This window comes from Acidobacteriota bacterium (assembly GCA_020349885.1).
Classification (GTDB): domain Bacteria; phylum Acidobacteriota.
This window is the reverse complement of the sequence record CP070701.1, coordinates 353,502-374,099: the sequence shown is the minus strand read 5'-3', so window position 1 is coordinate 374,099 and position 20,598 is coordinate 353,502. Positions and strand designations below refer to the sequence as shown.

Annotated in this window: 24 protein-coding genes and 1 tRNA gene; 13 read left to right on the top strand and 12 right to left on the bottom strand. The window is 59.6% G+C overall.

Annotation, left to right across the window (positions count from 1 at the left end; genetic code table 11):
• Window positions 1-239 precede the first annotated feature (239 nt).
• The 12 genes from JSV08_01655 to JSV08_01600 all read right to left on the bottom strand — a co-directional run bounded on the left by JSV08_01655 (window position 240) and on the right by JSV08_01600 (window position 9,331).
• Entirely contained in the window at window positions 240-1,412 is a 1,173-nt protein-coding gene (locus JSV08_01655; GenBank protein UCF81152.1) for a 1-deoxy-D-xylulose-5-phosphate reductoisomerase, read from the bottom strand.
• Between the two features lie 97 nt (window positions 1,413-1,509).
• On the bottom strand, window positions 1,510-2,748 hold the full coding sequence (locus JSV08_01650) for a PQQ-binding-like beta-propeller repeat protein (protein ID UCF81151.1): 1,239 nt from the start codon (window positions 2,746-2,748) through the stop codon (window positions 1,510-1,512).
• Window positions 2,745-3,146 (bottom strand): (deoxy)nucleoside triphosphate pyrophosphohydrolase, encoded by a 402-nt coding sequence (locus tag JSV08_01645; protein ID UCF81150.1) that lies wholly within the window; start codon window positions 3,144-3,146, stop codon window positions 2,745-2,747. Before JSV08_01645 ends, JSV08_01650 begins: the two co-directional genes overlap by 4 nt.
• Window positions 3,143-4,243, bottom strand: a complete 1,101-nt coding sequence (locus JSV08_01640; protein ID UCF81149.1) for a DNA polymerase III subunit — start codon at window positions 4,241-4,243, stop codon at window positions 3,143-3,145. Before JSV08_01640 ends, JSV08_01645 begins: the two co-directional genes overlap by 4 nt.
• Window positions 4,233-5,018: a dTMP kinase gene (tmk, locus tag JSV08_01635; GenBank protein UCF81811.1), complete on the bottom strand. Its 786-nt coding sequence runs from the start codon at window positions 5,016-5,018 to the stop codon at window positions 4,233-4,235. The genes JSV08_01640 and tmk overlap by 11 nt, the downstream gene beginning before the upstream one ends.
• 23 nt (window positions 5,019-5,041) lie before the next feature.
• Window positions 5,042-6,001 carry a patatin-like phospholipase family protein gene (locus JSV08_01630; protein ID UCF81148.1) on the bottom strand — a complete coding sequence of 320 codons (960 nt, stop codon included), beginning with the start codon at window positions 5,999-6,001 and terminating at the stop codon, window positions 5,042-5,044.
• Window positions 6,002-6,084: 83 nt separating this feature from the next.
• Window positions 6,085-6,157: transfer RNA gene (locus JSV08_01625), tRNA-Phe, on the bottom strand.
• Window positions 6,158-6,225: 68 nt separating this feature from the next.
• Window positions 6,226-6,435, bottom strand: coding sequence for a tyrosine-type recombinase/integrase (locus JSV08_01620; protein ID UCF81810.1), 210 nt, complete (start codon window positions 6,433-6,435; stop codon window positions 6,226-6,228).
• Window positions 6,436-6,515: 80 nt separating this feature from the next.
• Window positions 6,516-7,742 carry a saccharopine dehydrogenase NADP-binding domain-containing protein gene (locus JSV08_01615; protein ID UCF81147.1) on the bottom strand — a complete coding sequence of 409 codons (1,227 nt, stop codon included), beginning with the start codon at window positions 7,740-7,742 and terminating at the stop codon, window positions 6,516-6,518.
• Window positions 7,739-7,879: a hypothetical protein gene (locus tag JSV08_01610; GenBank protein ID UCF81146.1), complete on the bottom strand. Its 141-nt coding sequence runs from the start codon at window positions 7,877-7,879 to the stop codon at window positions 7,739-7,741. Before JSV08_01610 ends, JSV08_01615 begins: the two co-directional genes overlap by 4 nt.
• A gap of 85 nt (window positions 7,880-7,964) precedes the next feature.
• Window positions 7,965-9,194: a saccharopine dehydrogenase NADP-binding domain-containing protein gene (locus tag JSV08_01605; protein UCF81145.1), complete on the bottom strand. Its 1,230-nt coding sequence runs from the start codon at window positions 9,192-9,194 to the stop codon at window positions 7,965-7,967.
• Window positions 9,191-9,331, bottom strand: a complete 141-nt coding sequence (locus JSV08_01600) for a hypothetical protein (GenBank protein UCF81144.1) — start codon at window positions 9,329-9,331, stop codon at window positions 9,191-9,193. Before JSV08_01600 ends, JSV08_01605 begins: the two co-directional genes overlap by 4 nt.
• A 194-nt stretch (window positions 9,332-9,525) precedes the next feature.
• On the opposite strand from JSV08_01600, the gene JSV08_01595 reads away from it, so the two are divergent.
• The 13 genes from JSV08_01595 (at window position 9,526) to JSV08_01535 (ending at window position 20,398) form a co-directional block, all read left to right on the top strand.
• Entirely contained in the window at window positions 9,526-9,858 is a 333-nt protein-coding gene (locus tag JSV08_01595) for a hypothetical protein (GenBank protein UCF81143.1), read from the top strand.
• A 392-nt stretch (window positions 9,859-10,250) separates the two neighbouring features.
• Window positions 10,251-10,418, top strand: a complete 168-nt coding sequence (gene lysW / locus JSV08_01590; GenBank protein ID UCF81809.1) for a lysine biosynthesis protein LysW — start codon at window positions 10,251-10,253, stop codon at window positions 10,416-10,418.
• A gap of 118 nt (window positions 10,419-10,536) precedes the next feature.
• A complete protein-coding gene (locus tag JSV08_01585; protein UCF81142.1) occupies window positions 10,537-11,709 on the top strand; it encodes a 2-isopropylmalate synthase in 1,173 nt (390 codons plus the stop codon).
• Complete coding sequence (locus tag JSV08_01580; protein ID UCF81141.1) at window positions 11,693-12,952, top strand: 3-isopropylmalate dehydratase large subunit; 1,260 nt, start codon at window positions 11,693-11,695, stop codon at window positions 12,950-12,952. Before JSV08_01585 ends, JSV08_01580 begins: the two co-directional genes overlap by 17 nt.
• Window positions 12,949-13,440 (top strand): 3-isopropylmalate dehydratase small subunit, encoded by a 492-nt coding sequence (locus tag JSV08_01575; GenBank protein ID UCF81140.1) that lies wholly within the window; start codon window positions 12,949-12,951, stop codon window positions 13,438-13,440. Before JSV08_01580 ends, JSV08_01575 begins: the two co-directional genes overlap by 4 nt.
• Window positions 13,437-14,435: an isocitrate/isopropylmalate dehydrogenase family protein gene (locus JSV08_01570; protein ID UCF81139.1), complete on the top strand. Its 999-nt coding sequence runs from the start codon at window positions 13,437-13,439 to the stop codon at window positions 14,433-14,435. The genes JSV08_01575 and JSV08_01570 overlap by 4 nt, the downstream gene beginning before the upstream one ends.
• Window positions 14,432-15,277, top strand: coding sequence for a lysine biosynthesis protein LysX (gene lysX, locus JSV08_01565; protein ID UCF81138.1), 846 nt, complete (start codon window positions 14,432-14,434; stop codon window positions 15,275-15,277). The genes JSV08_01570 and lysX overlap by 4 nt, the downstream gene beginning before the upstream one ends.
• Window positions 15,274-16,314, top strand: coding sequence for an N-acetyl-gamma-glutamyl-phosphate reductase (locus JSV08_01560; GenBank protein UCF81137.1), 1,041 nt, complete (start codon window positions 15,274-15,276; stop codon window positions 16,312-16,314). Before lysX ends, JSV08_01560 begins: the two co-directional genes overlap by 4 nt.
• Before the next feature lie 9 nt (window positions 16,315-16,323).
• Entirely contained in the window at window positions 16,324-16,962 is a 639-nt protein-coding gene (locus tag JSV08_01555; protein ID UCF81136.1) for a hypothetical protein, read from the top strand.
• Complete coding sequence (locus JSV08_01550; protein ID UCF81135.1) at window positions 16,959-17,750, top strand: [LysW]-aminoadipate kinase; 792 nt, start codon at window positions 16,959-16,961, stop codon at window positions 17,748-17,750. Before JSV08_01555 ends, JSV08_01550 begins: the two co-directional genes overlap by 4 nt.
• On the top strand, window positions 17,747-18,901 hold the full coding sequence (locus JSV08_01545; GenBank protein ID UCF81134.1) for an acetylornithine/succinylornithine family transaminase: 1,155 nt from the start codon (window positions 17,747-17,749) through the stop codon (window positions 18,899-18,901). The genes JSV08_01550 and JSV08_01545 overlap by 4 nt, the downstream gene beginning before the upstream one ends.
• A 349-nt stretch (window positions 18,902-19,250) precedes the next feature.
• Window positions 19,251-19,517 (top strand): transposase, encoded by a 267-nt coding sequence (locus tag JSV08_01540; GenBank protein ID UCF81133.1) that lies wholly within the window; start codon window positions 19,251-19,253, stop codon window positions 19,515-19,517.
• Window positions 19,518-19,540: 23 nt separating this feature from the next.
• Window positions 19,541-20,398, top strand: a complete 858-nt coding sequence (locus tag JSV08_01535) for an IS3 family transposase (GenBank protein ID UCF81132.1) — start codon at window positions 19,541-19,543, stop codon at window positions 20,396-20,398.
• Window positions 20,399-20,598 lie beyond the last annotated feature (200 nt).

Below are 20,598 nucleotides of genomic sequence, written 5' to 3'. Positions count from 1 at the left end.
GGTCATCCGGTTCCGGGCCGCAGGCGAAGAGCCGGGAAAGAAGAACGTTTAAAAAAGGGCGATTCTACGAAACGAAGCCGCTAAGTGGCGTAAACAAAGGATTTTTAAATTGGCCCTAGGAACAAAGCCACTAAGTCGCGTGGATAAAGGGTTTTTTTGAGACTCGAGCAAAGCCGCTATGTGCTTATGAATAAAGGATTTTTTGCTCGCCCTCCCCCTCCCTGGCGAAAGAGAGGGTTCTAACGGCGGAGCTTCGAGATCGCCTCCCCCGCCCTCTTCCGCGCCTCCTCGTCCGCGGCGAGGACGTCGCCGACGGAGGCCGGCGCCTTGCCGTCCCACGAGCCGAGAACGCTCTCGTTTATTTGCGGGATGGCCGTGAAGGGAATTTCCTCCTTGAGGAAAGCCCCGACGGCCGCCTCGTTCGCGGCGTTGAGGGCGGCCGGTGCGGAGCCGCCGCGCTCGAGCGCCTCGTAGGCCAGGCGGATGCACGGGAATTTCTTCGCGTCGGGCTCGCCGAACTCCAGGGGCGAGGCCCCGGCCAGGTCGAAGGGCTCGCACGCGCCGTCCGCGCGCTCGGGATGGAAGAGGGCGTACCGGATGGGAATCCTCATGTCGGTCCGCCCGAGATGGGCCAGGATGCTCCCGTCGACGTACTCGACCATGGAGTGGACGACGGACTGGGGATGAACGAGGATGCGTATCTGCTCGGAGCGGAAGCCGAAGAGGAAATGCGCCTCGATGACCTCGAGGCCCTTGTTCATGAGCGTGGCCGAGTCGACGGTGATTTTCTCCCCCATGTCCCACGTGGGATGCCGGAGCGCTTCCTGCGGGGTGATGGATGAAAACGTCGAGGCGTCGCGCCGGAGGAACGGGCCCCCGGAGGCGGTCAGAATTATTTTCCGCACCTCGCCCGGGCTCCCGCCCCGGAGGCACTGGAAGACGGCGCTGTGCTCGCTGTCCACGGGAATGACGTCCGCGCCGCTTGCGCGCGCCGCGTCCCGCATGAGGGCGCCCGCGATGACCATGGACTCCTTGTTGGCCAGGGCGACGCGCTTTCCGGAAGACACGGCGGCGAACGTCGAGCGGAGCCCCGCCGCGCCCACGATGGCCGCGAGCACCACGTCGGCCGAGGGCATCGCGGCCACAGCCTCGGCGCCCTCCGCGCCCGCGAGCACCTCCGCGTCCGGAAACTCTTCCCGAAGCGCCCGCGCGTCCGCGTCCCGCGCCACCGAAACGCGCTCGGGACGAAATTCCCTGACCTGCGCGCGGAGAAGCTCCAGATTGCCCCCCGCGCCGAGCCCCGCGACGCGCACGCGGTCGCGGTGCCGCCGCGCTACGTCGAGCGCCGCGGTTCCGACCGAGCCCGTGCAGCCCAGGATGGCGAGAGAGACGACCGTTTTTGCCTGCGTCATGATTCTTCCAGACGTGAAAATTTCTTTCCAGTATATTCAGAAACCCCGCAAGAAGTCATGCCGGCGGCGGTCGTTGACGGGCCCGCCCGAGGAAGCGTCATGGATCCTCCGGCTCCTCCTCCGCATCTTCCTCCAGCGCGCCCTCCTCCGGCTCCCCGGTCTCCTCCTCCACAAGCTCGAGGGCCAGCAGCCGGCCGCGGTACGTGCCCACGAGGAGGATTTCGTCCCGCACCAGCATGGGCGAGGTGAAGTAATCATCCTCTTCCTCCGGAATCGTAAAGTGCATGACCTCCAGCCCTCCGTGCGGCTCGTAGAGCCTCAGGGAAGGGGAGAACAGTGGATGCGTGGCCAGGCCGTAGGGCGGCCAAAGCACGAGTGTGTCCGTGCGCCGCGGAAGGTTGAGATTCCAAAGCCTGTGGCCGCCGTGGGCACGCAGGCCGTAGAGGTTGAGATCGTAGGAGGCGACGATGAGGTCGTTTCCGTGAACGACGGGCGGCGCGCCGATGCGCCCTCCCGTGATAAGGCGCCACTTTCGCCGGCCGGAGCGCGCCCGCAGCACGCGGAAGAGCTTGTCGTCCGCGCCCACGTAGAGGGCGTGCTTCGCCAGCACGGGGCACACGGATACGCCGTCCCGGATGCGGTGATGCCAGAGGAGCCTTCCCCCGTCGAGGTCGACGGCGTAGAGGCCGTCGGCGGCCCCGGCGTACAGGACGGTGTCGTGGAGAAGGGCCGCGCCGGTCAGGCGGGAGTCGTCGGGCACCGCGTCGCTTCGCGCGCCGCGGCGGCGGTAGCGGCCCGCGCGCTTGAGGGACTCGAGCGGAAAGGAAGCCGCCTCGCCCGAGCCCGCGCCCAGGACATGCACCGCGTCTTCCGTGACCGCCACCCAGGAGGCGAGCGTCGGGCTGTGTCCCACGGGCACGGCTTCCGGCAAAGAGAACTCCCAGAGCGCGCCGTGCCCGTCGGCGCTCCACAGGACGAGACGGTCGCGCGAAGCGAGGAGGAGGTCGCCGCCCTCGGAAACGGCGGCGTCCCATTCGTGGTCGAAGCTCTCCTCGTGCAGGACGCTTCCGTCGAGGGCCAGAACATGAACCGCGTTTCCCGCGACGGCGGCGACGCGCCGCTCCGAAAGCGGCAGGGGCGCAATCGCGACCGTCGCGGGCATTTCGTGCGACCAGGCGACGCGCGCCTGGTAATAGGGCACCCGGGCCTCCTCGAAGACGAAATGGCGAAAGCACCCCGGCGCTGCCGCAAGAAGAATCACACCGAGCGCCACGCGCGCGGCCGCCCCCGCCGCGCATGCTGGACGAGCGCGCTGCGCGCCAGGCGTGCGCCTCACGAGGCCCACCTCCTGCGCCGGAACTTCTCGACGGCGGCGATGTCGGCAGGAGGAAAGTCATAGCTAGGAAACTCCTCCGGCGAAATCCACCGCACGGCGCGACAGTCGCATGGACAGGGCTCGCCCTCCAGAAGCACGCATTCGTAGAAAAGAAGGAGAACGTTGAAACGCTCGTAGGGATAAAAGGAAACGTCCAGAATTTCGCCCACGCGAACGCGCGCACCGATTTCTTCGAACACCTCGCGCGCGAGACACTCGGCGGGCGCCTCGTCGGGCTCGAGCTTGCCGCCGGGAAACTCCCACGCGAGCGGCATATGCCCTCCGGGGCGGCGCTGCGTGATGAGAAATTTTCCGCCGCGCTCCACGATGGCTGCGGTGGCCGTAACGGTCGGCTTCACGAAACCGAGTATAGCATGCCGGAAGGCGCACCCCGCAGGGCGAACAAGACATGCTCGACGGCCAGCTTGCGGTCCACGTTGCCGTCCAAAGCGCGCACGGCGTCCTCGATCGCGTGGAAAGACTCCAGAAGGGCTTCCTTAGAGAAACGAGGCGCCAGGTCCCGCAGCCGCGCCGTACAATCCCGGTGGACGAGCGCGGGAGGAAACTCCGGCGCGCACTTGAGCACCAGCAGGTCGCGCAAAAGGCTTGCGAGGAGCAGAAGATTCTCGCGCGCGGCCTCACGGCGGGCGAAGGCCGTATCCTCCCCGTCGGACGCGCTGCTGAGGGCTTCGGCCGCCGCGAGGATACGAATCGGCGCGTCCCGCTCATGCAGCGCGGCAAGCGCCCGCAGGCAGTCGCCGCGCCGCCTGCCGAGCTCCGCGACGTCCACGTCCAGGGCGCGCTCGGCGCTCCCCCCGAAAAGAAAGACCAGCCAATGGGCTTCGTCTTCCGAAAGGCCTTTCTCTTGAACGAGAACACGCTGGACGGACTCGAAGGACGCGCCGGGGAACGTGAAAACCTGCATGCGCGAGCGGAGGGTGGGAAGAAGGGCCTCGGGACGCGCGCTCACAAAAACAAGGTAGGTCTGGGGCGGCGGCTCCTCGAGCAGTTTCAGGACGGCGTTCATGCCCTCCACTTCCATGCGGTCCGCCGGGTCGACGACCACGACCCGCGCGCGCCCCTCGTACGGCGCAAACGCCGCCTGGGACTCGAGCTTGCGCACCTGCTCAATGGAAATGCTCTGCTTCGGGGTCTTTCCGGCGTGGCGCTTCTCCGCCGAGGCGGCCGGGTCTTCGATCTCGGGCCGCACGAGCTGCACGTCGGGATGGACGCCGCGCTCGACGCGGCCGCATGTGCGGCACGCCCCGCAGGGACGGGCCGCGGGGGACGCTTCAAAAGGCGTCGCGGCGCCGGTGCAGTTGAGCCGCTTAGCAAGCCAGAGCGCCGTCCGGCGCTTTCCAACGCCCGGCGCGCCATGGAAAAGAAGGCCGTGCGCCAGCCTCTTGGTCGAGACGGCGTGCTCCAGGTAGCGGAGGATGTGCGCGTTAGCGTCCACGGGATTTCTTGAGCTTGCTCGCTTTATAGATGCGATGCGGCTCCTTCAATGTGAGATCGCGAATACAGGATCCTGCGATTTCGCGAACCCGCTCCTGCACCGTCTCGACCGACGAGCCGCCATCCACCACTCGAACGCGATCGGGCTCTTGTCTCGCGAGCTCAAGGTAGCCATCGCGCACCTTCTGGTGAAAGTCGAGGCGCTTTGCTTCGAAGCGACCCTCACGCTCCGATGTTCTCCTCCGGCGGTTTCGCTGACGGGCGCGACGAAGACCCTCCTCTGGATCTACATCGAGGTAAATCGTCAGATCAGGCAGACAATCTTCCACGACGTGTCGGTGCAGCGTTTTAATGAATTTCAGATCAACCCCATGACCATAACCTTGATAGACCGTGGTCGAGTCGAGAAAACGGTCAGAGACAACGATCCATCCCCGTTCAAGGGAATCTTTGATGATGGGGACATGCTCCTTTCGGTCGGCGCTGTAAAGGAGCGCCTCGACTACGGGATCCAGCTTGGCGCTTTCAATATGGAGAAGGATTCTCCGCAGCTGCCTCGAAAAGATAGGATCGGATTTTCGGTATTCTTCGGCCAGTTCCTCAACGGTGCGCTGGGAATGGACCGTTCTATGGATCTGTTCTCCGATTTCCGTGCCGCCTCCCGGCTCGCGGGTCAAGAGCACTATCATGTGCAGCTCCTTGCGCAGCCACTTCGTCAAAAGCTTCGCCTGCGTGCTCTTGCCGGAGCCCTCGCCTCCTTCGAGGGTAATGAACAAGCCGCGCTGGCGATTGGATTTTTTCATTTCAGCAGCCTAAGCAACTCTTCCCGGAAGGGAATGCGTATCTTCCGCTTCCGCCGGCGAATTTTTTTCAACATCCCGGCAAGCGCCTGCCGGGCGGCGGCCTCTCCGCGGGCGATAATCTCGCGCACCCGCACGAAGTCGACCCACGCGATGTCGTCCATCTCCACGCGGATGACCACGTCGGCGAACAGGCGCGACAGCTCGATCAGGCGATGAGTCTTGATCTCCAGGCCCCGGCTCACTACGCTGAATCCGCTCCGATACTCCACGTTAGCGCGCACATGGTAGGAAACGTCCACGGCGATGACGAAATCGGCACCGAGCTGACGCGCGAGGCGCACGGGGATCGGGTCCACCCACCCACCGTCAATGTAGGCTTCCTTGCCGATGACCACCGGCGGAAAGATCCCCGGAATGGCGGAACTCGCCATCAGGGCGGGGCGAAGGGGGCCCGCCTCGAAGACCCTTTCCCGGCCCGTGTAAAGATGGGCCGCATTGCATGCGAAAGGAATCTTCAAATCCTCAATCCGGGTGTCGGGCACCACCCCCGCGATGGCGCGCTCGAATTCTTCCATCGTAAAAAACGAAGGGTGAAACAGAATGCGCCCGTAATAAATGCCCTGCTTAAGAAACCGCATGAGGCTGAAACGATTGACTTGGTCTCGCGGGACGCGAAACAAATCCAGCACCTTCCTTTGAAACGCCTCGCTTTCGAGATAGTCCAGAACTTTGCGCTCCACTTCCAGGGCGTCGAGGCTCGAAGCGTAGCAGCCCCCTGTGATGGCGCCGAGGCTGCAACCCGTAACCACATGGATCGGAATCTCCGCTTGGGCGAGCACCTTCAGGACGCCGACGTGCGCCAGCGCGCGCGCCGCGCCGCCGCCCAGGGCCACGCCCACATGCAATCTAGGCGGCAGAAGTCTCGCCCAAGGCGACTTCTTGAGCAGGGATGGCATTTTTCAAGTATAGCACGTCCCTTTTGGAGCGAGGGGGGGATTCTGGTGCTGGACATGTCCTCCGGGAAACGCCTAAAAAGAAGTGCCGAGGGGCGGAGTCGAACCGCCGACACACGGATTTTCAGTCCGTTGCTCTACCACCTGAGCTACCTCGGCAGAATAAGGACTTACAACGCATTTGGCGTATGTCCAAGTGGTTTTTCAGCCATTTCTCAGCCACTTGCTCAGGCTATCTTTACAATCTTCTCGGTCGCTTCGAGAAGATCTATTGTATGATGGAGTCGCTTCGGCTGCAAGTGCGCGTAGATTTCCGTCGTCGTAACGCGGGTATGGCCAAGGAGCAGTTGCGCTTCGTAGATGGGCGCGCCGCGCTCCAACAAGCGGGTGGCGAATCTTTTAGCACAATGTAAGTTAAAAGGCAAAAATGCAACTATCTGTTATTCCAAAATTAAATGGCCACCGGCTTTTCCGGCGGCCATTTAATTTGCCTGCTTATATTTACACGCTTATGCCTCTATTCACAAATCCTTTGTTCAATTATTTGATCGACGGTTATATCCAGTTTAGCAGATTCTTTGAAAAAATATTTTCTTTCTTCAGCGCCTAATGCTTCAGGCGCGATTGTACCTTTCTGCTTAATTACATCTTCCACCATCATCTTGGCAAAAACATACGCGCACTGGCCGGTAAAATAAGATTCATGGCTCAGGCCTGATTTCTTAAATGATTCAATGAGTGCGGGGGCGTTGACATAGTTTACTATGCAAATAGGTTTTCCGTCCTTCTGGCCTTCGACTTTTACCTGATAAGCGCCCTCCTCCAAGATAAGACCTTCGTCGATAATAGCTTGAATTTCTTCCGGATATTTTGGTGCGGGCGGCGCATTTGCTATAACCAGATCAAACGGGATGTATTTCATCCCTTCATACTCTTTTTCCTTCATTGTCAGGAATCCCATTTTGTATAAAGCCTCTGCAATCTCCACATGTGGGCCTCCATATCTGAAAATGATAGTCTTAACGCCTTTCAGGTATTTATCTGCATGAACTCCCATGGTAACCGGCTCTTCGTGAGAATGATCAACCATTCTGATCTCTTTATCAATGCCTCTGAACTTCATAATAATCGGGTTGTCAAAAGGTGCTGTATGAACAAATTTACCGTTTTCAAATCTCGTCGGGTTCTTAGCCATATCCTCAAAAGCAACCTCAGGTGACCACCAGAAAGGGATAAACTTTTTTGACCATATACCTTCATATACGTTCATTTCGATACGGTCGCATGAATCCATTTGTTCAACAGATTCTCTGGCAAGGACATTGGCCATGCCCGGAGCTGAACCGGTATTTGTTAAAGCAAGCAGTCCTTTTTCCTTAAATCTTTTATCCTTAAAGAACAGATGTTTGCATGAGTCTACGAGTGACTGTCCTTCAATATAAGTCGCGCATAAGTCCATATAACAGGCATTTGACAGAAGCGCGGCTTCCATAACATTCGGGTTATAATCTGTCGGCAGGCCGTTCACGATAATATCGGCGCCATCCGCCGCTTTTACAATATTCTGAACATCACCGGCATCCACCTGGATGGATTTTGCTTTTTTCAAAGTATTGCCGAGTGTTTCGGCAGCCTTTAAATCATAGTCCGCGCAGATAATTTCCGATACATTTTTTTCTTCATCCAGGCGTTTGGCAATTGTGCCGCCCTGGGCGCCAACACCTATTATCAATACACGCTTCATGACTTCTCCTTCAGTTTCTTCAGCTCCTGCTCTGAAATGCTTCCTGTATCAAACAAGAGCCTTCCGACTGCTGTTGACTTTCCATGGTCTACGTGACCGATGAACACAAGGTTCAAGTGTATTCTGTTCTTTGCCATGCTTTACCACACACATCTCATAGTGGTGGCAGATTGCATTATACCGGATTTTTTCAAAAAAGCTTATATTTACACGCTTATGCTTCTATTCACAAATCCTTTGTTCAATTATTTGATCGACAGTTATATCCAGTTTAGCGGCTTCTTTGAAAAAATATTTTCTTTCTTCAGCATCTAATGCTTCAGGCGCGATTAACCCTTTCTGCTTAATTACATCTTCCACCAACAACTTGGAAAAAACAAACGCGCACTGGCCGGTAAAATAAGATTCATGGCTCAGGCCTGATTTCTCAAATGATTCAATGAGTCCGGGGCCGTTGCCATAGTTTACTATGCGAATAGGTTTTCCGTCCTTCTGGCCTTCGACTTTTACCTGAAAAGCGGCTTCCTCCGTGATAAGACCTTCTTTGATAATAGCTTGAATTTCTTCCGGATATTTTGGTGCGTCCGGCGCATGTTCTATAACCAGATCAAACGGGGTGTATTTCATCCCTTCATACTCTCTTTTCTTTTCTGTCAGGAATCCCATTTTGTATAAAGCCTCTGCAAGCTCCACATGTGGGCCTCCAAATCTGAAAATGACAGTCTTAACGCCTTTCAGGTATTTATCCGCATAAAATCCCATGGTAATCGGCTCTTCGTGAGCATGATCAACCAGTCTCTTTTCTGAATCAATGCCTCTGAACTTAATCATAATCGGGTTGGCAAAAGGTGTTGTTTGAACATATTCACCGTTTTCAAATCTCGTTGGGTTATCAGCCATATCCTCAAAAGCAACCTCAGGTGCCCACCAGAAAGGGATAAACTTTTTTGTCCATATACCTTCATATACGTTTATTTCGATCCGGTCGCATGAATCCATTTTATCAACAGATTCTCTGGCAATGACATTGGCCAGGCCCGGACCTGAACCGGTATTTGTCAAAGCGAGCAGTCCTTTTTCCTTAAATCTTTTATCCATAACAGTGAACATGTATTTGGCTGAGTCCATAATTGAATTTTCTTCAACGTCAGTAATGCACAAGTCCATATAACAGGCATTTGACTGAAGCGCGGCTTCAATAACATTCAGGTTATAATCTATCGGCACGCCGTTCACGATAATATCGGCGCCATCCGCCGCTTTTACAATACTCTGAACATCACCGGCATCTATCTGAATGGGTTTTGCTTTTTTCAAAGTATTGCCGAGTGTTTCGGCAGCCTTTAAATCATAGTCCGCGCAGATAATTTCCGATACATTTTTTTCTTCATCCAGGCGTTTGGCAATTGTGCTACCCTGGGCGCCAACACCCATTATCAATACACGCTTCATGACTTCTCCTTCAGTTTCCTCAGATCCTGCTCTGAGATGCTTCCTGTATCAAACAAGAGCCTTCCGATTGCTGTTGACTTTCCATGGTCTACGTGACCGATGAACACAAGGTTCAAGTGTATTCTGTTCTTTGCCATGCTTTACCACACACATCTCATAGTGGTGACAGATTGCATTATACCAGATTTTTTTCAAAAAAGCCAAGCAAAAAATTTAGCAAGCGCTGGTGCTGAGTGCTAAGTTGGTTGGCGAAAAATGAGCGCAGGCAGGGAGTAGGACCATTGCGGGGCCTTGCCTTTTCCATAGCGGCGCGAAGAATCCTCGAAAGGAGATGCTCAAAATGGTAGTCACTGGCTGGCACAACGGCATCCCAGACAATAAAACCGGAGCCGGCTACGGCATTCGCATCACGCCGGGAGACCGTGACCAATATTTTGAACGGGACTGGACTGGGATTACCCTACAATTCGACGACGGTGACACGGTGACCATCGATCTAGGGCTGACGCGGGAGGAGTTTGCCCAGCTGGTAGGGGCGCACAAGCAGGCTGTGTACCTGTGGGAGCGCGGCGTAGTGCCCAGGGATGCGCTGAAAGCCAAGATCCTCGGCCTAAGGAAGATAGGAGCGCGGGAGGCCAGGGAGATATTGGAGGGAATGGGATAGTGCCCAAATTTTTTGCCACTTTTTTGCCACTCGTCCCACAAATCCACGCTATCCAGCACCAAGCCACACCATAAGGAAAATCCTTGTCTGATAAGGACTTAGGGTGAAAAAGCGCCTATTTATAAGGGGTTATAAAACGGGCCAAATCGGATTTTCAGTCCGTTGCTCTACCACCTGAGCTACCTCGGCTGCGCCTTGCGAAAAAAAGAGTTTTTACCGACTTCACGCATTGTCCCATGAAGCCTCGCCGGGTTCAAGTACTTTGGAGGCAGGAACGCCGCCTTGAAACAACGGCGCGGGTGGTGTTATACTAATCCGTTTTTCAACATAACGCGGTCCCTCTCTTCGGGAAGCCGCCTTGAGCAGAACGATAACAACAAGGGATGAAAAGCATGAGCGAATGCCCGGTATGCGGAGCCGAAGTTAAACTGAAGGAAGACACGGTTCATGGAGAATTGCTCTCCTGCGGTGATTGCGGGACCGAACTGGAGGTCAAGGGAACCCATCCCTCCTTCACGCTGGCTGAAGCCCCCCAGGAGGAAGAAGACTGGGGGCAGTGAGAACCAAGTCTCGGCCCCCGGCCTCCTCTCGGAGGGTGCGGCGAGGAATTTTCGGAAACTGCGGGCCCGGGCCGAAACCACGCATTGCCAAATCTTTATCCTGTGCGAGCCTTAAGCCATGGTGCGGATTCTTGACGCTACGCTCCGAGAAGGGGAGCAGACGCCGGGAGTGTGTTTCGACCCCCACATCAAGCTCGCCATCGCGCAGCTCCTGGACGAGGTGGGGGTGGACATCATCGAAGGCGGCCACCCCGCCGTCGCCCCCGAGATCAAGCAGGTTGTAAAGACCCTCGCGAGCAAGGGCCTCCGGGCCACGGTGAGCGCGCACGCGAGGTCCACCGAAAGCGACCTATCTCTCGCCCTCGAATGCGGCGTGGGGTTTTTGGGCATCTTCTACTGCGTCTCCGACGAACGGCTGAGCGGCGTCCACCGCAAGGACCTCGGCACGGCCGTCGAGCACATCACCCGGGCGATTCGATACGCCAAACAGAGGAGCCCCGACCTCGTCGTCCGCTACACGCCGGAGGACACCGTGCGCAGCGCGTTCCGGAACGTAGCCGAGGCCTCCGTTGCGGCCGTCCAAGCGGGAGCCGACGTCATCAGCGTCGCCGACACGACCGGTTACATGATCCCGGGCACGAAGAACAACATGTACGATTTCATACGCAGACTGCGGAAAGCCTTCGACGAGGCCGGCGTCCATCCCAAGCTCGCCGTCCACTGCCACAACGACCGGGGGCTGGCCCTAGTCAACGCGCTCGACGCCTACCGGGCGGGCGTCGACATCATAGACGCGTGCGTGCTCGGCCTCGGCGAGCGCAGCGGCATCGTGGACCTGGCGCAGCTGCTGACGGTGCTGAAGGCCGACTTCGAGGAGGGCTCCGGCTGGAACCTCGCGAAGCTGCCAGCGCTGTACGAGTTGGTCAGCAAGCATTCCGGCGTGCCGGTACCCGTGACGTTCCCCGTCGTCGGGGAAAACGCGTTCACGCACTGCGCGGGAGTGCACACCCAGGCCGCCATACAAAACCCCCTCCACTACCAAAGCCTCGACCCGGCGCTGGTCGGACGGGAGATGAAAATTTCCCTCGACCACATGTCCGGCATGGCGTCGGTCCGCTACGCGCTGGAGCAGGCCGGGATCCGCGGCCTGGACGAAGAGCTTGAGCGGGCGGTGCTCAATCGCGTGAAAACCATCGGCCGGACGGGAAGGACCGTCGGGGCGAGCGAGCTGCCCTACATCGTAGAGTGGTGCCGGAAACAGGCGGGCGGAAGCGATGGGAACGCTGGTTGAGGAAATCCTTTCGAGAAAAGCCGGCCGAGAGGTTCGCGCCGGGGAGATCGCACTCGTCGACGTGGATTACATGATGACGCACGACAACACCACACCGCTTGCCATAGAGGCCTGGAAAAGAATCGGAAAGCCCATCCTGGACAAGGACAGGATCGTAGTGCATTTCGACCATGCGTATCCCCCGCCCAACGTGGCCGCCGCCGCGGCGCAAAAGGGAATCGTCGACTTCCTCAAGAAGCAGGAAATTTTCAACTTCTACCGCCAGGGGATCTGCCACCAGGTCATGATCGAGGAAGGTTTCGTAACTCCCGGCCGCGTGATCGTCGGCGGAGACTCCCACACGAACACCTACGGGGCGCTGGGCGCGCTCGCCGTGGGGTTCGGATCGACCGACATCGGAGTCGCGTGGGCGACGGGCAAGACGTGGCTCAAGGTCCCGCAAACCATCAGCATCCGTCTGAAAGGCGCGACGCAGAAGGGCGTGTACGCCAAGGACGTGATGCTGCACATTGTCGGCTCAATCGGAATGAACGGGGCCACCTACAAGTCCATGGAATTCTCCGGCCCTTACATCGACTCGCTTGCGATGCATGACCGGATCGTGTTTTCGAACATCTCCACCGAGGCCGGGGCGAAATGCGGGCTGATTGCCGCGGACGACGTGACCTCGGATTTTTTGGAGAATCACACCTACGCAAAGGGCCCGTGGGAGAAGACCCGGCCCGTGGATCCCCAATACGAGCGGGAAGTCGAGATCGACGTGTCGTCGCTTTCGCCGCAGGTCGCGTGCCACCCCAGCGTGGACAACGTCAAGCCCATCGGCGAGATCGCGGGGCTGCCGATCGACGAAGTGTTCATCGGCGGCTGCACCAACGGCCGATACGAGGATCTCGAGATCGCGGCTTCCATTCTGAAGGGCAGGCGCGTAAACCGGTTCACGCGGACGATCATCACCCCCGCCAGCCAGAAGATTTTCGACAAGGCCATGGAAAGCGGCTTGACTAAAATTTTTCACGAGGCGGGATGCTTCACGACCGCCACAGGCTGCGGGGCATGCATCGGACGGCACGGCGGCGTCCTCGCGCCCGGCGAGCGCTCGTTCACCACGATGAATCGCAACTTCATCGGCAGGATGGGATCGCCGGAAGCGGAAATCTACCTGGGCAGCCCGGCGGCCGCGGCAGCCACCGCCTTGGAAGGAAAAATCACCGACCCGCGAACGATCCGGAGCCAGCACGTATGAGTCGAGTGTGGAAGTTCGGTGACGACGTGAACACGGACGAGATCATCCCCGCACGACACAACATCACCGTCGTGCCGGAGGAGCTCGCCCGGCACGCGTTCTGCGAGGTGCGGCCGCGATTCGCCGAGGAAGTTCAACCGGGAGACATCCTCGTTGCGGGAAGCAATTTCGGCTGCGGCTCCTCACGGGAACACGCCCCCATCGCGATCAAGGCCTCCGGCGTGGCTTGCGTGGTCGCAAGGTCCTACGCGCGCATCTTTTTCCGCAACGCCATCAACATCGGGCTGCGCGTCGTGGAATGCGCGCAGGCGGACGAACTGGGGGACGGGCACGACGCCCGCGTGGATCTGGCGAGCGGCAGGATCATGAATCGGACGACGGGAAAGCAGTTCCTGGCGGATCCCATGCCACCCTTTGTGCTCAAGATCGTGGAGGCGGGCGGGATCGTGAATTTCCTGAAGGATCATGATATCGAGGAGTTGCAATGAGGATCTGCGTTCTGCCCGGGGACGGCATCGGGCCCGAGGTCACGGCCGTCGCCGTGGACGTGCTCAAGGCGCTACCCGCCTCGTTTTCGTTCGAGCACGGGGAGATAGGCTACGGCGCTTACGAGAAAGCGGGCGCGCCGCTTCCGAAGGAGACGGTGGAGAAGGTCGAGGCGGCCGACGCGACCCTCATGGGAGCCGTGACGACGCCTCCCAACATTCCTGGATACCGCTCTCCCGTCGTGGAGCTGCGCAGGCGCTTCGACCTTTTCGTCAACTTGCGCCCCATCAAGTCCATGCCGCACCCGACGTCCCGCGAGGGGGTGAATTTTCTCCTGGTGAGGGAAAACACCGAGGGCCTGTACGCCGGGCGCGAGCGCGTGGAGGGGGACACGGCGATCACCGAGCGGGTGATAACGCGCCGCGGCTCGGAGCGGATCCTCCGGTACGCCTTCGAGCGGGCGCGGGACGGCGGCTTCCGAACGGTGACGGTGGTGCACAAGGCGAACGTCCTGCGCGAGACTTGCGGGCTGTTTCGAAGCGTGGCCCTGGACGTGGCGGGTGATTACCCCCAGGTAGCCATGAAGGAAATGCTGGTGGACGCGTGCGCGATGAACCTGATAAGCGACCCGTCGTCTTTCGAGGTGATCGTGACTACGAACCTGTTCGGAGATATACTCGGTGACGAGGCGGCCATGCTCGTCGGGGGGCTCGGGCTGGCCTGCTCGGCCAACATCGGCGCGGAGGTCGCGGTGTTCGAGCCCGTTCACGGCAGTGCCCCGGACATCGCGGGCAGGGGAACGGCGAACCCGCTCGCCTCGATTCTGTCCGCCCGGCTGATGCTCGAGCATCTGGGGCTCGCCGCGGAAGCGAAGAAAGTGGAGAACGCGGTCGCGCGGACGCTGAAAGACACCGAGGTGACGCCGGACCTCGGCGGCTCGCTCACCACGCGAGAGGTCGGGGACGCCGTGATACGGCATATGAGGAACGAACCATGAAAGTCGGTTTTTTGCACTCGCTGATCCGGAAAGACGAAAAATTTCTCCTGGAGGAATTCGCCAAGCGCGACGGCGTCGAGGTCGTCATGATCGACGACCGAGAACTGTCGTTCACCATCGGAAAGGGCGCCTTCGACCTGGACGTCGTGCTGGAGCGGTGCATCAACCACTCGCGCGCCCTGCACGCGCTGCGGCTGTTCGAGAGCTCCGGGGTCAAATGCGTGAACGCGTCGTCGGTGGCGCACGTCTGCGGGGACAAGTTTCTGACGTCCACGGCGCTGGCCGAGCACGGCGTTCCCCAGCCCGAGGTGCGGGTATGCTTCACCGAGGCCTCCGCCCTCAGGACCATCGAGGAGATGGGCTACCCCGTGGTGCTGAAGCCGGCGGTCGGGTCGTGGGGCAGGCTCATTTCCAAAATCAACGACCGGGACGCGGCGGAGTCGATCCTCGAGCACAAAACCATTCTCGGCAGCTACCATCACTCCGTTTTCTACATCCAGAAGTTCGTCGAGAAGAAGGGCCGGGACATACGCTCTTTCGTCGTGGGAGACACGTGCGTCGCCGCCGTCTACCGCACCTCCGACCACTGGATTACGAACACCGCGCGCGGCGGCAAGACCTCGAACTGCCCCGTCACCGACGAGCTCGGAAAAATCTCGGTCGCCGCCGCGAAGGCGGTGGGCGGAGGGGTCGTCGCGGCCGACCTGTTCGAGACCGAAGAAGGCTACCTGGTAAACGAGGTGAACTATACGATGGAATTCCGAAACAGCATCGACGTCACGGGAGTAAACATCCCGGCGCACATGGTGGATTACGTGCTGCATGTGGGGGGCCTGCGATGAAAAAGATCCAGGCCTCCATCGTCGGCGGCTCGGGGTACACGGGGGGAGAGACTCTGCGGCTCCTGCTGTACCACCCGGAGGTCGAGGTCAAGCAAATCACGTCGGAGCGAAAGGCGGGAAAGCCCGTAACCAAGGCGCACCCCAACCTTCGCAAGAAGACATCCCTTGCGTTTTCCTTCCTCTCGGACCTGGAGGATTGCGACGTGCTGTTTCTCTGCATGCCCCACGGCGAGACCATGAAGCGGATCGACGCCTTTCGAGATAAAGCGAAGCGGCTGATCGACCTGTCGGCGGACTTCCGGCTGAACGACGCCGAGGTCTACGCGAAGTGGTACAAGCACGAACACGAGAAACCCGCCCTCATGCGGGAGTTCGTGTACGGGATTCCCGAGCTTCACCGCGAGGAGATGAAAGACGCCCGATACGTGTCGAGCGCCGGCTGCAACGCCACGGTCGCCATCCTGGGACTCTATCCCCTCTACAAGGCCGGCCTCGCCGACCCCGACCGCACGGTGGTCGAGGTCAAGGCCGGATCGAGCGAGGGAGGCAACGAGGTCAGCGAAAGCAGCCACCACCCGGAGCGCAGCGGCTGCGTGCGGTCCTTCTCGCCGACCGGGCACCGCCACGTCGCCGAGGTACTCCAGGAGCTGCCCTCCGTAAGGAACGTTCACTTTTCCGCGACGGCGCTCGATATGGTGCGGGGAGCCCTTGCGACGTGCCACGTGTTCCCGCGGAAGAAGATCAACGAGAAGGCCGTGTGGAAAATCTACCGCGAGGCCTACGGCGGGGAACCGTTCATCCGGATCGTGAAGGACAGCGAGGGCAGCTACCGCTATCCGGAGCCCAAGCTGCTCACGGGAACGAACATGTGCGACATCGGCTTCAAGCTCGATCCCGACTCGAACAGGCTGGTCGTGATCAGCGCGATCGACAACCTCATGAAGGGCGCCGGGGGCCAGGCCATCCAGGCCTTCAACATCATGCACGGTTTCCCCGAAACGACGGGCCTGGAATTCCCCGGCCTGCATCCGATTTAATTTAACAAGATGTGCCGAATCCTGTCCGTCACGTCGGACACCGCCTTCGAGTGCATGCACCACCTGGAGAAACTGTCCGAGATTTCGAGGATCAGCAAGGAGTACCAGGGGCACGGCTGGGGCTGCTCGTGGTGGGAGGACGGGGCCTGGCGGCATTACAAGAACCTTCGCCCGATCTGGGAAGACGACTTTTCCCGGTTCGGCCCGTCGACGCGGCTCGTGGCCCATGCGCGCAGCGCGTCCCTTGACCACGCCATCGTCCTGGAATACAACATGCCCTATTACGACGAGCGGTACGTGTACGTCTTCAACGGCGGCCTGCGCGGCGTGACGCTGAAGGCCGAGGGGCGCATCGGCGCGGAAAAAATTTTCAACCTCATGAGGCGCCTCGACAAGGGCGACACGGTCGACGCGATGCGGCGCGCCCTCGATATCATCGACAAGCGCACGAGGTACATCCGCGCGATAAACGTCATCCTCGCGGACAGGGACACCGTGTACCTGGCGACCATGTTCAACGAAGACCCCGGCTATTTCCAGATGCATCATCGGCGCGAAGGGAGCACCCTCATGCTCTGCTCGCAGCCCTACCCGGGAGAATCCGGCTGGGAGACCATCCCGAACCACACGGTGAGGGCCTTCCGATGATAATCGTCAAGATCGGGGGCGGCGCCTCGATAAACCTCGCCGGCATCGCGGCCGACATGGTGGAGCTCAAGGAGCCCTTCGTGGTCGTGCTCGGTGCGAACGCCGCGCGCGACAAGCTTCTCGAGGACCTCGGCAGAGAAAAGCGCGTCGTCACTTCCGTGTCGGGCTACTCGAGCGTGTTCTCCGACGAGGAGGCGATCGACGCGCTGATGATGGCATACGCGGGCCTCCGCAACAAGCGCATGGTCGAGTTGTGCCAGCAGCACGGGGTGAACGCGGTGGGCCTGTCCGGGCTGGACGGAAGGATGGTCCGGGCGAGGCGCAACCGCGGCATCCGCGTGAAGGAGGGGGAAAAACTGCGCCTCCTGCATGACTTTTCGGGAAAGCCCAGGGAGATAAACAAGGAGCTCCTCGGGCTGCTTCTGGACCACGGCTACGTCCCCGTGCTTACCATACCGCTCCTGGACGAGAACAACTGCGCCGTCAACTCGGAGAACGACGACGTGGCGAGCGTCCTGGTGCGGGAGACGGGCGCCGAGAAGGTCGTCCACCTCATCGAGGCGCCGGGCTTCCTGGACGACAAGGACGATCCCGAATCCATGGTGCCGCGCATCACGCGCGCCGAGCTCGAAGAGCGCGAGTCGCAGGTGGAGGGCAGGATGAAGCGCAAGATGCTCGCGTTGCGGAAATTGTTCGAGCACGGCGCGGGCACGGTCATCATCGCAGACGGCAGGGTCGAGCACCCGCTGCGGGACGCCCTCCGTGGCAAGGGCACGGTGATCTCATGACGGACCACAAGGCGGTCGAGGACGCTTTCGCGTTCAACGTATTCCCGAAGCGCGACCTCGTGATCGTGCGCGGCAAGGGGGCCACGGTGTGGGACCGGGACGGAAAAGCATACATCGACTGCATCGCCGGGCACGGCATCGTCAACATCGGCCACTCGAACGAGGCGGTCGTCGCCGCCATCGAAGAACAGGCGTCCAGGCTCATCACCTGCTCGGGCGTGCTGTACAACGACACGCGCGCCCGGCTCGTCGAGAAGCTGGTCGGCCTCGCCCCCGCCCGCCTGAAGAGGGCTTTCCTGTGCAACTCCGGGACGGAGAGCGTGGAGGCGGCCATCAAGTTCGCCCGGTTCACCACGAAGAAGACCGGCTTCGTGTGCGCCATGCGGTCGTTCCACGGCCGCACCCTCGGCGCGCTCAGCGCCACGCACGTCCCCAAGTACCGCGAGCCGTTCGAGCCGCTGGTGCCGGGTTTTTCCTTCGTCCCGTTCAACAACTTCGACAAGCTGGAAAAAGCCGTCGCGGACGACACGGCCGCCGTCATGCTCGAGGTCGTCCAGGGCGAGGGCGGCGTCCACGTGGGCGAGGAAGATTTTTTCCGCAAGGTGCAGAAGTTGTGCAGGGAGCGGGGCGTGCTGCTCATAATCGACGAGGTGCAGACCGGCTTCTGCCGCACGGGCAGGATGTTCGCGTTCGAGCACTTTTCCCTGGAGCCCGACATGGTGTGCCTGGCCAAGGCCATCGCGGGCGGGGTGCCCATGGGGGCGGTGCTCTGCTCGGACGCGGTGGAGGCGCCCGTGGGCCGCCACGGCACCACGTTCGGGGGAAATCCGCTGGCCTGCGCCGCATCCATCGCGGCGCTCGACTTCATGATAGAGAAAGACCTCGCCGCAGCCGCGGCTGAGAAGGGGGAGTATTTCGAGAAGAATCTCGACGCGGGTTCGCTCACTAAAGTCCGCGAGGTGCGCCGCCTAGGCCTGATGATAGGCATCGAGCTCAAGGAGAAGGTAAAGCCCCACCTCCTGTCCCTCATGGAGCAGGGCGTGCTGGCGCTTCCGGCTGGCGCAACGGTATTGCGGCTGCTTCCGCCGCTCACGATAACGCACGAGGAGCTCGACACCGTCGCCTCCGCCGTCCGGAAAGTGCTGCGCTAGCGGCAAGCGCCTGCGCTGCGGGAAGGCGAGTGGCGGTTCAACTCCTAAACTCTGCTTGGTAGGTTCGTTCCTAGAATGAAACAAAAAATCCTTTATTCATAGGCACATAGCAGCTCTGTCCACGCACCAAAAAAATCCTTTATTCATGCGCACTTGGTAGGTTCGTTCCTATGCTCAAATTGAAAAACCCTTTGTTTTCAAGCACTTCGTAGGTTCGTTTTGTAGGCGGTGGCCCCCAAGAGTTGGATAAACTTGTACACTAAATGGGGGCAGGTCACCGGTGACGTGACCCCCGAAAACTGGGCCAGAGACTGTGTTAGTATCGCCGCAATAGAAAGGAGCATCGAGTATGCGTGGAAAGCGGTACAGCACGGAACAGATTGTCCGGATCCTGCGTGAAGCGGACAGTGGAATGAAGACGTCTGCGGTATGCCGGAAACATAACATTTCTGAGCAGACGTTTTATCGATGGAGGAAGAAGTATGGAGATCTTGGAGTGCCGGAGGCGAAGAAGCTGCGGGAGTTGGAGAAGCAGAACGCAAAGCTGAAGAAGCTGCTGGCGGAGGCGATGCTGGACATCGAGCTTCTCAAAGAGGTGAACTCAAAAAACTTCTAAGCCCGCCTGCAAAACGGCGGGCAGTGCGGCACTTGGAGGAGAAGAGAGGCTGCAAGACAAGGAAGGCTTGCCGAGTTGTGGGGATCTCGAGATCGAGTTACGAGTATAAGCCACGAAAGCAACCCAGACAGAGGTTTATCGTGAGACGTCTGCACGAGCTGGCGAAGAAGCACCCGAGGTACGGGTACAGGCGTATGACGAGTATGCTGAGGAGAGAAGGAAAGAGAGTGAACCACAAGCAAGTACAAAGGCTGTGGAAGAAGGAGGGGCTGAAAGTGCCGAGGAAGGCGAAGAGGAGGCTACCGAAAGGTGGAGTGAAGCTGGACGTGACACGAGCGGTGCATCGCAATCACGTGTGGAGCTGGGACCTGATGTCTGAGAAGACGATGCACGGAAAGAAGTTGCGGTTGCTGACGATGGTGGATGAGCATACGAGGGAATGCCTGGCGATCCAGTTGGGGCATAGTATGCGCTCGGAGGATGTGCTGAGGGAGTTGGAGATGGTAGTGAAGGCGAGAGGAGCGCCGAGGCACTTGAGGAGCGACAATGGGCCGGAGTTCATAGCGAAGAGAGTGCAAGAGTGGTTGAAAGCAAACGAGATCGGAACGTTGTACATCCCGAAGGGGAGTCCTTGGGAGAACGGGTACATAGAGAGTTTCAACGGGAAACTGAGGGACGAGTTGCTGAACCAGGAGTGGTGGGGGAGCTTGGCGGAAGCGAAAGTAGTGGTGGAGGACTGGAGGAGGGAGTATAATGAGCGGAGGCCACACAGCGGCCTGGGTTATGAGACGCCAGCGGAATATGCGAAGTTGCGCTCCAAGCCTACGTTCGCTACGCTCACTTCACCTTGGAGCGCAGAAAAGAACCATGGCGAATCCTAACATAGGAACTGGACCAGATTCTTGGGGCATGTCATTCTTTCCCGACGAGCCGCCGGTTATCACGTCCTTTTCTCCCGCCAATTCCGGAAAGCAGAAAGCTCCCATCACCATAAACGGAGATCACTTCGACCCTGTTCCGGAGAACAACATCGTGGAGTTCGCCTATCTCAAGGCGGAGGTCACGGGCGGAAGCACTACGG

What these genes read in the sequence shown, in the direction of transcription:
- JSV08_01615 (UCF81147.1), bottom strand. Translation starts at nt 7,742, where the DNA reads ATGAAGCGTGTATTGATAATAGGTGTTGGCGCCCAGGGCGGCACAATT.
- JSV08_01580 (UCF81141.1), top strand. Translation starts at nt 11,693, where the DNA reads ATGGGAACGCTGGTTGAGGAAATCCTTTCGAGAAAAGCCGGCCGAGAG.
- JSV08_01655 (UCF81152.1), bottom strand. Translation starts at nt 1,412, where the DNA reads ATGACGCAGGCAAAAACGGTCGTCTCTCTCGCCATCCTGGGCTGCACG.
- JSV08_01595 (UCF81143.1), top strand. Translation starts at nt 9,526, where the DNA reads ATGCTCAAAATGGTAGTCACTGGCTGGCACAACGGCATCCCAGACAAT.
- JSV08_01550 (UCF81135.1), top strand. Translation starts at nt 16,959, where the DNA reads ATGATAATCGTCAAGATCGGGGGCGGCGCCTCGATAAACCTCGCCGGC.
- JSV08_01610 (UCF81146.1), bottom strand. Translation starts at nt 7,879, where the DNA reads ATGGCAAAGAACAGAATACACTTGAACCTTGTGTTCATCGGTCACGTA.
- JSV08_01600 (UCF81144.1), bottom strand. Translation starts at nt 9,331, where the DNA reads ATGGCAAAGAACAGAATACACTTGAACCTTGTGTTCATCGGTCACGTA.
- JSV08_01540 (UCF81133.1), top strand. Translation starts at nt 19,251, where the DNA reads ATGCGTGGAAAGCGGTACAGCACGGAACAGATTGTCCGGATCCTGCGT.
- JSV08_01545 (UCF81134.1), top strand. Translation starts at nt 17,747, where the DNA reads ATGACGGACCACAAGGCGGTCGAGGACGCTTTCGCGTTCAACGTATTC.
- lysW (UCF81809.1), top strand. Translation starts at nt 10,251, where the DNA reads ATGAGCGAATGCCCGGTATGCGGAGCCGAAGTTAAACTGAAGGAAGAC.
- JSV08_01560 (UCF81137.1), top strand. Translation starts at nt 15,274, where the DNA reads ATGAAAAAGATCCAGGCCTCCATCGTCGGCGGCTCGGGGTACACGGGG.
- JSV08_01555 (UCF81136.1), top strand. Translation starts at nt 16,324, where the DNA reads ATGTGCCGAATCCTGTCCGTCACGTCGGACACCGCCTTCGAGTGCATG.
- JSV08_01630 (UCF81148.1), bottom strand. Translation starts at nt 6,001, where the DNA reads ATGCCATCCCTGCTCAAGAAGTCGCCTTGGGCGAGACTTCTGCCGCCT.
- lysX (UCF81138.1), top strand. Translation starts at nt 14,432, where the DNA reads ATGAAAGTCGGTTTTTTGCACTCGCTGATCCGGAAAGACGAAAAATTT.
- JSV08_01570 (UCF81139.1), top strand. Translation starts at nt 13,437, where the DNA reads ATGAGGATCTGCGTTCTGCCCGGGGACGGCATCGGGCCCGAGGTCACG.
- JSV08_01575 (UCF81140.1), top strand. Translation starts at nt 12,949, where the DNA reads ATGAGTCGAGTGTGGAAGTTCGGTGACGACGTGAACACGGACGAGATC.
- JSV08_01605 (UCF81145.1), bottom strand. Translation starts at nt 9,194, where the DNA reads ATGAAGCGTGTATTGATAATGGGTGTTGGCGCCCAGGGTAGCACAATT.
- JSV08_01585 (UCF81142.1), top strand. Translation starts at nt 10,537, where the DNA reads ATGGTGCGGATTCTTGACGCTACGCTCCGAGAAGGGGAGCAGACGCCG.